General features: G+C 62.8%; 12 protein-coding genes. 6 read left to right on the top strand and 6 right to left on the bottom strand.

Translation table 11 applies throughout. The features are described from left to right. Positions 1–30: 30 nt before the first annotated feature. The 3 genes from JQ611_RS01000 to fdhF all read left to right on the top strand — a co-directional run bounded on the left by JQ611_RS01000 (position 31) and on the right by fdhF (position 5,023). Entirely contained in the window at positions 31–270 is a 240-nt protein-coding gene (locus JQ611_RS01000; protein WP_212464285.1) for a sulfurtransferase TusA family protein, read from the top strand. A 281-nt stretch (positions 271–551) separates the two neighbouring features. Further along, positions 552–2,261 carry an NADH-ubiquinone oxidoreductase-F iron-sulfur binding region domain-containing protein gene (locus JQ611_RS00995; protein ID WP_212464284.1) on the top strand — a complete coding sequence of 570 codons (1,710 nt, stop codon included), beginning with the start codon at positions 552–554 and terminating at the stop codon, positions 2,259–2,261. Continuing rightward, on the top strand, positions 2,258–5,023 hold the full coding sequence (gene fdhF, locus JQ611_RS00990) for a formate dehydrogenase subunit alpha (RefSeq protein ID WP_212464283.1): 2,766 nt from the start codon (positions 2,258–2,260) through the stop codon (positions 5,021–5,023). The genes JQ611_RS00995 and fdhF overlap by 4 nt, the downstream gene beginning before the upstream one ends. Before the next feature lie 156 nt (positions 5,024–5,179). On the opposite strand, the gene JQ611_RS00985 is transcribed toward fdhF, so the two are convergent. The 6 genes from JQ611_RS00985 to JQ611_RS00960 all read right to left on the bottom strand — a co-directional run bounded on the left by JQ611_RS00985 (position 5,180) and on the right by JQ611_RS00960 (position 9,751). Continuing rightward, positions 5,180–5,974 carry a Crp/Fnr family transcriptional regulator gene (locus tag JQ611_RS00985; RefSeq protein ID WP_212266087.1) on the bottom strand — a complete coding sequence of 265 codons (795 nt, stop codon included), beginning with the start codon at positions 5,972–5,974 and terminating at the stop codon, positions 5,180–5,182. Positions 5,975–6,269: 295 nt separating this feature from the next. Next, positions 6,270–7,445 carry a LysM peptidoglycan-binding domain-containing protein gene (locus JQ611_RS00980; RefSeq protein WP_249132823.1) on the bottom strand — a complete coding sequence of 392 codons (1,176 nt, stop codon included), beginning with the start codon at positions 7,443–7,445 and terminating at the stop codon, positions 6,270–6,272. Positions 7,446–7,548: 103 nt separating this feature from the next. Further along, positions 7,549–8,565, bottom strand: coding sequence for a magnesium and cobalt transport protein CorA (locus tag JQ611_RS00975; protein WP_212266089.1), 1,017 nt, complete (start codon positions 8,563–8,565; stop codon positions 7,549–7,551). Between the two features lie 183 nt (positions 8,566–8,748). After that, on the bottom strand, positions 8,749–8,949 hold the full coding sequence (locus JQ611_RS00970; protein WP_212464281.1) for a hypothetical protein: 201 nt from the start codon (positions 8,947–8,949) through the stop codon (positions 8,749–8,751). After that, a complete protein-coding gene (locus tag JQ611_RS00965) occupies positions 8,946–9,239 on the bottom strand; it encodes a hypothetical protein (protein ID WP_312011795.1) in 294 nt (97 codons plus the stop codon). The genes JQ611_RS00970 and JQ611_RS00965 overlap by 4 nt, the downstream gene beginning before the upstream one ends. 44 nt (positions 9,240–9,283) lie before the next feature. Then, complete coding sequence (locus JQ611_RS00960) at positions 9,284–9,751, bottom strand: hypothetical protein (protein ID WP_212464280.1); 468 nt, start codon at positions 9,749–9,751, stop codon at positions 9,284–9,286. 513 nt (positions 9,752–10,264) lie between these two features. On the opposite strand from JQ611_RS00960, the gene JQ611_RS00955 reads away from it, so the two are divergent. The 3 genes from JQ611_RS00955 (at position 10,265) to kdpB (ending at position 14,314) form a co-directional block, all read left to right on the top strand. Beyond that, positions 10,265–10,354: a K(+)-transporting ATPase subunit F gene (locus JQ611_RS00955; protein ID WP_016846764.1), complete on the top strand. Its 90-nt coding sequence runs from the start codon at positions 10,265–10,267 to the stop codon at positions 10,352–10,354. Between the two features lie 116 nt (positions 10,355–10,470). Beyond that, complete coding sequence (kdpA, locus tag JQ611_RS00950) at positions 10,471–12,174, top strand: potassium-transporting ATPase subunit KdpA (protein ID WP_212464279.1); 1,704 nt, start codon at positions 10,471–10,473, stop codon at positions 12,172–12,174. A 25-nt stretch (positions 12,175–12,199) separates the two neighbouring features. Further along, on the top strand, positions 12,200–14,314 hold the full coding sequence (gene kdpB, locus JQ611_RS00945; RefSeq protein WP_212464278.1) for a potassium-transporting ATPase subunit KdpB: 2,115 nt from the start codon (positions 12,200–12,202) through the stop codon (positions 14,312–14,314). Positions 14,315–14,368: the final 54 nt, after the last annotated feature.

Below are 14,368 nucleotides of genomic sequence, written 5' to 3'. Positions count from 1 at the left end.
GATGCGCATCCGCTTCGCCATGTTCCCGGGATGACCACGACAAAGCTCGATCTCACCGGCCTCAAATGCCCATTGCCGGCGCTGAAGACGCGCAAGGCGCTGAAGTCGGTCAAACCTGGCGAGCGGCTTGAAGTCCACTGCACCGATCCGCTGTCGGTGATCGATATCCCGAATCTGATCCGCGAAACCGGTGACAAGGTCGAGATCACGGAGCGCGCGGAGACCCGAATCGTATTCCTGATCGAGAAGGCGGACGGTGGCGTAAGTTGAGACAGTTCATTTCGAATCTGCATCGACTGATTGCAAAACCAAATCGATGCGCATTCCCTATCGCATCATGAGACAGCTTTATTGATCTTTAGATCGATTCCAGTTCTCATTCGCTGATCGAAAAGATGGCTTCGACGCGAAGCCTCGTCCGGGCGGCGAGCGGCATGACCGCGCCGGACGTGCCCGCTTAAATGCTTATCAAAACGCGACAATTCTCTTGGCATCTGGCATGCCACGATTTATGATCGCGGAAACATGCAGGCAGGAACGAGACGTTTTCCATGGTTCAAGACGTGCAGAAAGTCCGCTCGTTCGATCACCCCGGCGCCGGGCGGAAGCGGGCCAAGGCGACGCCGAAGGGCCGCCAGGTTGATCCGACCGCCGCGCACGAGATTGAACAGCTGCTCGGCGACCGGTCGCGGCAGCGCGATCTCTTGATCGAACATTTGCATCTGATCCAGGACACGTATCACCAGATTTCCGCAGCCCATCTCGCCGCCCTCGCGGACGAGATGAAGCTGTCGTTTGCCGAAGTGTTCGAGACCGCAACCTTCTACGCGCATTTCGATATCGTGAAGGAGGGCGAGCCGGATATCGCGCCGCTGACCATTCGCGTCTGCGACTCGCTGACCTGCGCGATGCTGGGCGCCGAAAAATTGCTGCATGAATTGCAGGACAGCGCAGGCCCCGGCATTCGCGTGGTGCGCGCGCCCTGCGTCGGCCGCTGCGATACCGCGCCCGCCGCTGAAGTCGGCCATCACTTTGTCGATCACGCCACCGTCTCGAACGTGCTGGCCGCGGCGAAAGCCGGCGAGACCCATGCGCATCTGCCTGACTATGTTGGTTACGACGCCTATGTCGCCGGCGGCGGTTACGCGCTGCTCAATCGCCTGCGCTCGGGTGCGCTTTCAAAGGAAGATTTGCTGAAGGCGCTCGACGACGCCTCGCTGCGCGGGCTCGGCGGCGCCGGCTTCCCGACGGGGCGCAAATGGCGCGCGGTGCTCGGCGAGCCCGGCCCGCGGCTGATGGCGATCAATGGCGACGAGGGCGAACCCGGCACCTTCAAGGACCGCTTTTACCTCGAGACCGACCCGCATCGCTTCCTCGAGGGCATGCTGATCGGCGCCCACGTGGTCGAGGCGACCGATGTCTACATCTACCTGCGCGACGAATATCCGGCCTCGCGCGAAATTCTCGAACGCGAGATCGCAAAATTGCCGCCGGGCGGACCGGTGCTGCACATGCGCCGCGGCGCCGGCGCCTATATCTGCGGCGAGGAATCCTCGCTGCTCGAAAGCATTGAAGGCAAGCGCGGTCTGCCCCGCCACAAGCCGCCATATCCGTTCCAGGTCGGCCTGTTCGGCCTGCCGACGCTGATCAACAATATCGAGACGCTGTGGTGGGTGCGCGACATCGTCGAGAAGGGCGCCGATTGGTGGAAGGGCAACGGCCGCAACGACCGTCACGGCCTGCGCAGCTATTCGGTGTCGGGCCGCGTCAAGAACCCCGGCATGAAGCTGGCGCCTGCGGGCGTCACCGTGCGCGAACTGATCGACGAGTTCTGCGGCGGCATGGCGGACGGACATACTTTCCACGCCTACCTGCCGGGCGGTGCGTCCGGCGGTATCCTGCCGGCGTCGATGGACAACATCCCGCTCGATTTCGGCACGCTGGAAAAATACGGCTGCTTCATCGGCTCGGCGGCGGTCGTGATCCTGTCCGAACACGACAGCGTGCGGGGCGCGGCCCTGAACCTGATGCGCTTCTTCGAGGATGAGAGCTGCGGCCAGTGCACGCCGTGCCGGGTCGGCACCCAGAAGGCGGCGATCCTGATGGAGCGTCCGGTCTGGAACCGCGAACTGCTCGACCAGTTGAGCCAGGCGATGCGCGATGCCTCGATCTGCGGGCTCGGGCAGGCGGCCTCAAATCCCCTGACGTCAGTGATTAAGTATTTTCCGGAAGAATTCGTGCCGAAAGAAGCCGCGGAATGACCAAGATCAAGTTCGAACTCGACGGCAAGCAGGTTGAGGCCAACGCAGGCGAAACCATCTGGCAGGTGGCAAAGCGCCAGGGCCAGGAAATCCCGCATCTGTGCTATTCGCCCGCGCCGGACTATCGGCCCGATGGCAATTGCCGCGCCTGCATGGTGGAGATCGAGGGCGAGCGCGTACTGGCGGCGTCCTGCAAGCGCACGCCCACCGTCGGCATGAAGGTGAAATCCGAAAGCGCGCGCGCGGTCGCAGCCCAGAAGATGGTGATGGAGCTGCTGGTCGCCGACCAGCCGGCGCGCGAGACCTCCCACGATCCCGACTCAAAATTCTGGCATTGGGCCGAGAAGGTCGAGGTCACCGAAAGCCGTTTTCCCGCGGCCGAGCGCTGGGAAAGCGACGTCAGCCATCCCGCGATGAGCGTCAATCTCGACGCCTGCATCCAGTGCGGCCTCTGCGTGCGCGCCTGCCGGGAAGTGCAGGTCAACGACGTCATCGGCATGGCCTATCGCAGTCACGGCTCGAAAATCGTGTTCGACTTCGATGATCCCATGGGTGAATCGACCTGCGTGGCCTGCGGCGAATGCGTGCAGGCGTGCCCGACCGGCGCATTGATGCCGTCGGTGATGCTGGACGAGAACCAGACCCGCGTGACCTATCCGGACAAGGAAGTCGACTCGCTGTGCCCGTTCTGCGGCGTCGGCTGCCAGGTCACCTATCAGGTCAAGGACGAGAAGATCATTTACGCCGAAGGCCGCGACGGCCCGGCCAACCACAACCGGCTCTGCGTCAAGGGCCGCTTTGGATTTGACTACATCCACCACCCGCATCGCATCACCAAGCCGCTGGTGCGGCTGCCCAATGCGAAGAAGGACTCCAACGACCAGGTCGATCCGGCCAATCCGTTCACGCATTTCCGCGAAGCGTCGTGGGAAGAGGCGCTCGATATCGCCGCCAACGGCCTCGTGAAGATCCGCGACGAGAAGGGCGTCAAGGCGCTGGCCGGTTTCGGCTCCGCCAAAGGCTCCAACGAAGAGGCCTATCTGTTCCAGAAGCTGGTGCGCACCGGCTTCGGCTCCAACAATGTCGATCACTGCACGCGGCTGTGTCACGCCTCCTCGGTGGCGGCGCTGTTCGAAGGCCTGAGCTCCGGCGCGGTGTCGGCCCCGTTCGCGGCGGCGATGGACGCCGAAGTCATCATCGTGATCGGCGCAAATCCGACCGTCAACCATCCGGTCGCTGCAACCTACATTAAGAACGCGGCGAAGAAGGGTGCAAAGCTCTTCGTGCTGGATCCGCGTCGGCAGTCGCTGTCGCGCCACGCGACCAAACATCTGCAGTTCAAGCCCGGCTCCGACGTTGCCATGCTGAATGCGATGATCAACACGATCATCACCGAAGGCCTGACCGACGATCAGTACATCGCGGGCTACACCGAGGGCTTTCAGGATCTCGAGGAGAAGATCAAGGAGTTCACGCCGGAGAAGATGGCGCCGATCTGCGGCGTCCCGGCCGAAACCCTGCGCGAGGTGGCGCGAACCTATGCGCGCGCCAAATCGTCGATCATCTTCTGGGGCATGGGCATCAGCCAGCATGTTCACGGCACCGACAATGCCCGCTGCCTGATCGCTCTCGCGCTGATCACCGGGCAAGTCGGCCGTCCCGGCACCGGCCTGCATCCGCTGCGCGGCCAGAACAACGTGCAGGGCGCGTCCGACGCCGGCCTGATTCCGATGTTCCTGCCGGACTACCAGCCGGTTTCCCGCGACGACCTGCGCGGCAATTTCGAGAAGCTGTGGAGCCAGGAACTCGATCCGGTACGCGGCCTGACCGTGGTGGAGATCATGAACGCGATCCACGCCGGTGAGATCAAGGGTATGTATATCGAGGGCGAAAACCCCGCAATGTCCGATCCCGATCTTCAGCATGCGCGCGGAGCGCTCGCCATGCTCGATCATCTCGTGGTGCAGGACCTCTTCGTCACCGAGACCGCATTCCACGCCGACGTCATCCTGCCGGCCTCGGCCTTTGCGGAAAAGGACGGCTCCTTCACTAACACCGACCGCCGCGTGCAGCTTGCGCGCCAGGTGATCAAGCCGCCGGGCGACGCGCGACAGGATCTCTGGATCATCCAGGAGATCGGCAAGCGTATGGGGCTGCCGTGGAATTATTCGGGCCCCGGCGACGTCTACACCGAGATGGCGCAGCTGATGCCGTCGCTCAAGAACATCAGCTGGGAGCGGCTGGTCCGTGAAGGCGCCGTCACCTATCCGGCGGATGACCCGAACAAGCCCGGCAACGAGATCATCTTCACCACCGGCTTCCCGACCGAGAGCGGTCGCGGCAAGATCGTGCCGGCCAAGGTCATTCCGCCGGACGAACTGCCGGACGGCGAGTATCCGATGGTGCTGTCGACCGGCCGCGTGCTCGAACACTGGCACACCGGTTCGATGACCCGCCGCTCCAGCGTGCTCGACCAGATCGAGCCGGAGGCGGTGGCGTTCATGTCGCCCAAGGACATGCGCCGTCTGAGCGTATGGCCCGGCGATTTCATCAAGCTGGAAACCCGCCGCGGCGCGGTCGAGGTCAAGGTTCGCTCGGACCGCGACGTGCCGGAGAACATGGTGTTCATGCCGTTCTGCTACGCCGAGGCGGCGGCGAACCTGCTAACCAACCCGGCGCTCGATCCGTTCGGCAAGATCCCCGAGTTCAAGTTCTGCGCGGTGCGCGCCGAAAGGGCCGAGCTGCGAACCGCGGCGGAATAGACCTAAAGCCTGATGAGGTTAGGCTGGGTTGGTTGCCACGAAGACGGTGTACTCCCTCTCCCGCAAGCGGGAGAGGTTGAGGGGACTCGTGGCTCGATGGATTCAACCAAAAGCCATGCCGCTCTAGAAAGCCCCCCGGCGCGCGTGTCCCGCTGCTCAGTTGGGGCCGTTCGCAGCCGCGGCCTGCTGCAAGGACTTGTGTTGCGCGACAATCCCTTCGAGTCGCGCAATGTTTTCCAACAGGCGCTGGCTGGTCAGGACCAGGAAGTAATAGCCGAACTGCGGGTTCTGAAAGTAGATCTCGAGCAGCTTGTCATAAGTGATGGTCAGCACATGACCATCCTCGATGCATTCGATCGTCGCCGTGCGCCGGTTATCCGGCGTGAGGAAACCAAATTCGCCCATTAAACGTCCCGGCGGAAGCTCGACGCTGATTTCCTTCACCAGGAATTTTCCGGTGACGGTCAGCAGCATCTCATGGGCGGCATCGTCTTTCTTGAACAGAATATCGCCCTTGCGATATTTGCGTTCGGTCATGAACGGCTTGAGCCATTCCAGCGACGTATCGCCTTTCGTTGCGCTGCGGGCCTTCTTCACCAGAACGAGCATCTGTCGGAGGCGATACGCATTGATGGGGACCATCAGGAGATACAACAGGAAGGTCGTGACGGATGCCGTGAGCGCGCCAAACAGGGCGAAGAATGCGCAACCGATCATGTTGGCGACGCGCAGCGGCACCATGGTCTGCGTCAGCAAGGTGGCGACGAAGAAGATGGCGCCGACCAGGGCAAACATGTTGGCCAGCGTGATATTGTGGAGAAAAATCTCCAGCAGGCGATTGAACAGCGCGTCGTAGGTGATGTTGTTGGGGTCGAGGCCCAGCTGGACCAGGATTTTCGCTATCCTGAGATTATCCGCGGCCGCGTCGAGAATTCGATCAAATATTGTCACTGGTCTGCACCGCTACACTTCGTTCTAGCCGCTACACACAAGAATACAGGCGGGTTGTACCGCCTCAAAGCCCCGCAGGGAAGCGTGCCAAGGCGCAGGCGCCTTGTCACAAATGATTAAAAGCACGAAAGGTCTGCGACGCGCCGTGCGGGCCGAAAAGGCCGAGCTGGGACCGCGGCGGAGTGAAGCGAGATAATCGTTCAACCGCGACGTGACGGTCGTCGTGCGCGTCCAGCAGAACCGCCGCACATAATCGAGCGCGAGCTAAAAAGCCGCGCAATCTCTCGCTCAGACGCTATGGCCGCGCTTCCTGCACCGGAACGACAAAAACCTGGCCGGGATAAATCAGGTTGGGATTGCGGATCTGTTCCCGGTTCGCCTTGTAGATAACGGCGTAGCGCGTGCCCGCTCCGTAGGAGAGTTGGCTGATGCGCCAGAGGCTGTCGCCGCGCGAGACGGTGGTGGTGGTGATCTTCGGCACGACCACGGTGGAGGGCGAGCCTTTGTTGTCTGGCAGAACGGCGGCCATGGCGGCCGCCAGCTCCGGCGGCTGTGCAGCGGCAACGTCCAGCCGCTTGGCCGCGGTGGCCTGTGCCGGCACGGAGGCCGTGACCATCGTGTCGGGAACGTTGAAAGGCACCTCGGCGCGTGCGCGCACCGCGCCGGAATTCTGCTCCACCTCGTCCAGCCTCACGCGGTAGCTGCCCGAGGCGACCCCCTCATTGATCGTGACCGCAAAACGTCCGTCCGCGCCAGCCGTTGCCGACGCAATAAAGCTGTCGTTGAGATAAAGCTTCACCGCGGCGCCGGGGCGAGCGCGGCCGCTGACATGGAGCTTGCCGCCCGGTTCGATCTCAACCGTCTCCGCAACCACTGCGCCGGCCATCGGCTTTGGCACAGCCGGCTGCGACAGCACGACGGTGGGTTTGTCCGGCGCCATCAACGCTACGACCGGCCGATCGGTTGATTTCGGCTCAAGCGCCACCGTCACGCTCTGCTTGGATGAGGTCTGCTTGCCGTCCGGCTCCTTGGCCCGCAGCGTCAGGTCATACGTCCCTGAGGGAAGCCGGGGCGGAACCATGACGAATTGTCCGGATTGATCCGCCACCACGCGATCGTGTATCTCGCCGTTGCGCAGCAGTTCCACCGCTGCGCCCGGCGTGGCCCGGCCGGCGATGACGGCTTCGCCCGTCGGCTCGATGCGGGCAATGTCGAACGACGGCACGCTGTCCGGCGGTGGGGGTGGTCCGCCCAGCGTGGCCGTCACGGCGTTTGCTTCTGCTTGCGCCGCTGCGAGCGCACCCTGCTTTGGGGCACCCAATGCCGGCTTTGAGACCGCCGGCGCGGCGGTTACGGCCTTGGTATCGACCCGCGGTTCTTGGCGGACGTAATAGACGGCGAAGATAGCCGCCACGCTACATGCCGCAACCATGGACGGTACGACTATTCGACTCATCGATGTCGCAATCATGATGCTCATCCATCAGCCAAATCACTGGCTCGACGGCATTCTATAGCGTCTCGGGCAAAGTTGGTACTCGTTTGCGTTGAGAAAAAGGGGTAGGCCGGCCAGCTTACAGCCACCCGGCACGCCGGAAGCGCCAGAACAGGCCCGCGCACACGGTCAGGATCGTGCCAATAATGGCGAAGTAGCCATACTCCCACTCGAGTTCCGGCATGTGCTTGAAGTTCATGCCGTAGATGCCGGCGATCGCGGTCGGGACCGCGATGATGGCAAGCCATGAGGCGAGTTTCTTGGAGACCGCGGTCTCCTGGGCCTGGCCCACCAGCAGGCTGGCCTCAAAGGCAAAAGCGAGGACTTCGCGGAGCGAGTCGATCTGTTCCTGAACGGTGCGGACGTGGTCGGTGACGTCGCGGAACAGCGGCTGCATGGTGGGCCGGATCATCGGCAGATTGTCATGCTCAAGCCGGCGGCAGACCTCCACCAGGGGTCCCACCGCGTTCCGCAGGCGCAACAGATCGCGCCGCAACAGATAGAGCCGCTCGATCTGCGCCCGCGTCATCGCGCTGGCGAGCACCTGCTCCTCCATCGCTTCGACTTCTTCCTGGATGGTCTCGAGCACCGGCGAGTAATTGTCGACGATAAAATCGAGGATGGCGTAGAGGATATAATCCTCGCCGCGGGCCAGCGCCCGCGGGCAGCTTTCGCAGCGCGCACGCACCGGCGCATAGGACGTCGAGGCGCCGTGGCGAACGGAGACGAGATATCCTTCGCCGACGAACAGATGGGTTTCGCCGAACGCGATGCTGTCGCCTACGAGTTGCGCGGTGCGTGCCACGATGAAAAGGCCGTCGCCATATTGTTCGATCTTGGGGCGCTGATGGGCGTTGTTCGCGTCTTCAATGGCAAGATCATGCAACTGGAATTGCTGCTGCACGCTGGTCAGGATCGTCATGTCTGGTTCGTGCAGCCCGATCCAGACCACATGGCCGGGCTTGCTGCGCCAGCTCGAGGATTCCTCGATGGCGATATTGGCGACCCGCCGGCCGTCGACATAGGCCCCGGCCGCGACCACACCTTCGGAAGCAACGGGATCGCTCGGCATGTCCGCTTGCGGCGCTATGTTCATGGTTTCCATCCCTCAATGATCGCAGCTGAAACCTGCGCCGACGCCGTGTTCTCGGCAAGGCTAGCTACCGGGGAATTTGTCGTCAAATGTATGTTCGGCCTCACATGTCGTTATCGTTGATGCCGGTCAGACCAAACGCAGATGTCGGTAGCAGATTCTTGCGCACGGGTCGTTCGGCCGTTCTCAATGGCTGACGCGCGAAAGGAAGACCGCAGCCTTGAGGACGATGACGCCGGCGATCGCGACAGCTATCAGCAGGGGACCAATCGCGCGAAGGCAGATCAGCTTGAGTATCGCAAGGTTCGCGGTGGTGGTTGGGGCACGGCGTCCCGACCGATGGGAAGCCGGTTTGAACCGGCTGCCGGGATGCGTCAGCATGGTCATGTCATCACTCCTTCTGAAGATCGGATGTGCGGGTGAATCTGTCGCGGCGACATGCACCGCGCGCCTGGGCGGCTACCCATGTCGAGCTCGATTTCGCAGGCCAGTTCGACGATCGTTTCGGGATGGTGGCCGTTCTCGAACAACGCATATTTGATGGCCTGTGCGCGATTGACGAACAGGCCGCCATAGAGGCCGTTTTGTTCCTGGGCAACCCAATGGCCGCGGCGGTTTCTGCCGATGAAGACGATTGCGGATGGCGAGCGGCACGATGGAGGTTCGATGAGCTTCACGTTGGTATTCTTTCATTTTGGCGAGCTGTGTATTCCCGGCTCGTTCAGCCGAAATTGTCGCTCAGGACCGGCTCATAGAGCGCGCCGGCATCGCAGCGCATGGCAGGGACGCTGGGCCGGCGCAACGGCACGCTGAGGCGCTGCGCCTCGACGAACGCGCTCAGGATAGCCAGCGCCAGGTCGGCGTGCCGGCCCTCGGCCGATTGATCGAGCCAGTCCGGCAATTCGCGTTCGCGCGACAATGCGCAATGCCACTCGCCTTCGTCATAGGCGATACGGCGCAGCTGCCATTGCGGCAATTCCAGATCGATCAGCGCCAGGGCGGCATCGGTCCAGGCGCCGGATTGAATCAGCCGCTCAATGCGGGCGGTGTTGCCGCTCTGGCTCACGGACGGAAAGCGCCGGCAGGTCTGGTCGACGATGTCGGAGAGGAATTCAGTGGTCACGGCATAGGCATTGCGCAGCCGGTCGCCGGGTTCTGTGGGGTTCTGGGATTCTACAAGTAGTGACATGGCGTGATCTCACTTGTGGGGCGGCTGATACGGCAGCCGTGCCCCCCAAGGTGGTCAAAACGCCATTTGAAAACGAGATGAGGTGAGGAGCAGAGAAATAGAGATTTCATAAGTGGTGGGTGGGATGTTGGCGCGCTCCCTCCCCACGTCGTCCCGGCGAAGGCCGGGACCGATAGCCACCGTCAGAATTTTGCGACAGGTCTCTGCCGTTCTGCCCTTTCGATGGGACAACGCGGTATGGGTTTCGGCGTTCGCCGGGACGACGCCAGAGTAAAGTGGCCAAGACGACCGGCACTTATGAGATTCCTATAACGTCGCCATTGCCCCCATCTCGAAAACCTATGCGCAAGGTGGCACTTCAGCCATCCAAAGCGAGGCCGTCCATTCGGTCCGCGGCTCATTTCGCACAGGAGCATCCCATGCTGGACATTGTCATGCTGGCGCTAGGCGCAGGCTTCTTCCTGGCAGGCGTCGGCTACGCCTATGCCTGCGAACGGTTGTGAGGGTAAGGCCATGATTTTCGATTACTCGCTCGCCGGGCTCGTGTCGCTGGGTCTGCTGTTCTACCTGACCTACGCGCTGCTGCGGCCCGAACGCTTCTGAGGACGCCATGATCACGCTGGTCCAAGTCGTTCTGGCGTTTGTCGTTACCTCGGCGCTGCTGATTGCGCTCATTCACCTGCTGCTGCCTGCAAAGAGATTCTCAAGGATTCCCGACCATGACCGTCATCGGCTGGATTCAAATTTTCCTGTACTGCGCCATCGTGGTCGCGCTGGTCAAACCGCTCGGCTGGTACATGACTCGCGTCTTCAACGGCGAGTCCACCTTTCTGTCGCCCGTGCTGCGGCCGGTCGAGCGCGGGCTTTACTGGATCGGCGGCGTCGATGAGAAGCGCGAGCAGCATTGGCTGACCTATACGGTCGCGATGCTGCTGTTCCATGTCGGCGGCTTCCTCATCATTTATGGACTGATGCGGCTGCAGGCGCTGTTGCCGTTCAATCCGCAGGATCAATCCGCGGTCGCCCCGGATCTGTCGTTCAACACAGCGATCTCCTTCATCACCAACACCAACTGGCAGAACTACGGCGGCGAAAGCACGCTGTCCTATCTGGTCCAGATGCTGGGACTGACGCACCAGAATTTCCTGTCGTCGGCGACCGGTATCGCGCTCGCGGTGGCGCTGATCCGCGGCTTCTCGCGTTCCTCGATGCGCACCATCGGCAATTTCTGGGTCGACGTCACGCGCTGTACCCTTTATGTGCTGCTGCCGATCTGCGTGGTCTACACGCTGTTCCTGGTCTGGCAGGGCATGCCGCAGACGTTAGGGGCCTATGTCGACGCCACCACGCTGGAAGGCGCCAGGCAGACCATCGCGGTCGGCCCGGTCGCCTCGCAGGTCGCGATCAAGATGCTGGGCACCAATGGCGGCGGCTTCTTCAATGCCAACGCCGCGCATCCGTTCGAGAACCCCACCGCGCTGTCGAACTTCGTGCAGATGATTTCCATCTTCGCGCTCGGCGCGGCGCTTACCAACGTGTTCGGCCGCATGGTCGGCGACCAGCGCCAGGGCTGGGCGATCCTCGGCGTCATGGGCGTGCTGTTCCTCGCGGGCGTCGCCATCACCTATTGGGCCGAGGCCAACGGCACGTCGACGCTCAGTGCGCTCGGGCTCACCGGCGGCAACATGGAAGGCAAGGAAGTCCGTTTCGGCATCGTGGCCTCCAGCCTGTTCGCGGTGATCACCACGGCGGCCTCCTGCGGCGCGGTCAACGCCATGCATGACTCCTTCACCGCGCTCGGCGGCATGATCCCGCTGATCAACATGCAGCTCGGCGAGATCATCGTCGGCGGCGTCGGCGCCGGCCTCTATGGCATGCTGCTGTTCGTCGTGCTGGCGATCTTCGTGGCCGGCCTGATGGTCGGTCGCACGCCGGAATATGTCGGCAAGAAGATCGAGGCGCGCGAGGTCAAGATGGCGATGCTCTCGATCCTGGTGCTGCCGTTGATGTATCTCGGCTGGACTGCTGTCGCCGTGGTGTTTCCGCCGGCGGCGGCGTCGATGGCCAATGCCGGGCCGCATGGCTTTACGGAGGTGCTCTATGCCTTCACCTCGGCGACCGGCAACAACGGTTCGGCGTTCGGCGGCCTGACCGGCAACACCTTCTTCTACAATCTGACGCTGGCAAGTTCGATGTTCGTCGGCCGCTTCTTCATGATCGTGCCGGCGATGGCGATTGCGGGCTCGCTGGCGGCCAAGAAGTCGATCCCGCCATCGGCCGGCACGCTGCCGACCACCGGTGGCCTGTTCGTCGGCCTCGTCGTCGGCGTGATCCTGATCATCGGCGGTCTCACCTTCTTCCCGGCGCTGGCGCTCGGGCCGATCGTCGAGCACCTCGCCATGAATGCCAACAATCTGTTCTGATCGATCTCTCGTTGGAGTTGCGTCCATGGAAACCACAAGACTGCAGAAAAAAGCGACGGCCTCGGCGATATCAGACCCGAAGATCCTGCTCCCGGCGATCAGGTCGTCGTTCGTCAAGCTCGACCCGCGGCTGATGATCAAGAGCCCCGTGATGTTCGTGGTCGAGATTGTCGCGGCGTTGACGTCAATCATATTTGTGCGCGATCTCGTCACCGGCGGCGCGAACCTCGGCTTCACGTTCCAGATCATCCTGTGGCTGTGGTTCACGGTGCTGTTCGCCAATTTCGCGGAAGCGGTTGCGGAAGGCCGCGGCAAGGCGCAGGCCGAATCGCTGAAGAAGACCCGCACCGAAAGCCAGGCCAAGCTGCTGACGGGTTCGGACAAGACTTTTCGCCTGGTGCCCGGCACCGCGCTGAAAGTCGGCGATATCGTTCTGGTCGAAGCCGGCGACAACATTCCGTCCGACGGCGAAGTGGTGGAGGGCGTCGCTTCGGTCAACGAGGCTGCGATCACAGGCGAATCCGCGCCCGTGATCCGGGAATCCGGCGGCGACCGCTCGGCGGTGACCGGCGGCACCCAGGTGCTGTCCGACTGGATCCGCGTCCGTATCACCGCGGCGCAAGGCTCGACCTTCATCGACCGCATGATCAGGCTGGTGGAAGGCGCCGAGCGGCAGAAGACGCCGAACGAGATCGCGCTCAACATCCTGCTTGCGGGCCTCACCATCATCTTCGTATTTGCTACCGTGACGATCCCGAGCTATGCCGCCTATGCCGGCGGCTCGATTTCGGTGGTGGTGCTGGTGGCGCTGTTCGTGACGCTGATCCCGACCACGATCGGCGCGTTGCTGTCGGCGATTGGTATCGCCGGCATGGACCGGCTGGTGCGCTTCAATGTGCTGGCGATGTCCGGCCGCGCGGTCGAAGCCGCCGGCGACGTCGACACGCTGCTGCTCGACAAGACCGGCACCATTACCCTCGGCAACCGGCAGGCAACGGTGTTTCGCCCGGTCCGCGGCGTGACCGAGCAGGAACTGGCGGATGCGGCGCAACTGGCTTCGCTGGCCGACGAGACGCCGGAGGGCCGCTCGATCGTGGTGCTGGCCAAGGAAAAATACAACATTCGAAGCCGCGACATGAAGGAGCTCGCCGCGACATTCGTGCCCTTTACCGCGCAAACCCGGATGAGCGGCATCGACGCCGGTTCATCGTCGGTCCGCAAGGGCGCGGTGGAGGCGATCCTCAATTACATCGGCGGCGGCACCGCGCAGACCATGGCCAGCGGCAACGCGGTTCGTGCGATCCAGCCGACTATAGGTACGGAAGCGGCCCGCGAACTCCAGGCCATCGCAGACGAAATCGCCAAGGCCGGCGGCACGCCGCTCGCCGTCGCCAGGAACGGCCGCCTGCTCGGCGTCATCCACCTCAAGGACATCGTCAAGGGCGGCATCCGCGAGCGCTTTGCTGAACTCCGCCGCATGGGCATCCGCACGGTGATGATCACCGGCGACAACCCGATGACCGCAGCGGCAATCGCGGCCGAGGCCGGCGTCGATGATTTCCTGGCCCAGGCAACGCCTGAGGACAAGCTGAAGCTGATCCGCGACGAGCAAGCCAAGGGCAAGCTGGTGGCGATGTGCGGCGACGGCACCAACGACGCGCCCGCACTGGCGCAAGCCGACGTCGGCGTCGCCATGAACACCGGCACCCAGGCCGCGCGCGAGGCCGGCAACATGGTCGACCTCGATTCCAACCCGACAAAACTGATCGAGGTGGTCGAGATCGGCAAGCAGCTGCTGATGACGCGCGGCGCGCTGACGACGTTCTCGATTGCGAATGACGTCGCGAAGTATTTCGCCATCATCCCGGCAATGTTCCTCGCGTTCTATCCGCAGCTCGAGGTGCTCAACGTCATGCACCTGGCGAGCCCGCAAAGCGCGATCCTGTCGGCGATTATCTTCAATGCGCTTGTTATCATCGCACTGATCCCGCTGGCGCTGAAAGGCGTGGCCTATCGCGCCGTCGGGGCAGGGGCACTGCTGCGCCGCAACCTGCTGATCTACGGCCTCGGCGGCATCATCATTCCCTTTATCGGCATCAAGGCCATCGACCTCGTGGTCGCTGCCTTGCACCTGGCTTAACCCCCATCGTCATTGCGAGCGAAGCGAAGCAATCCATCCCACCGCGCAAAGAAA

The organism is Bradyrhizobium sp. AUGA SZCCT0182, from assembly GCF_018130185.1.
Lineage (GTDB): Bacteria > Pseudomonadota > Alphaproteobacteria > Rhizobiales > Xanthobacteraceae > Bradyrhizobium.
This window is presented reverse-complemented; position numbering and strand designations above follow the sequence as displayed.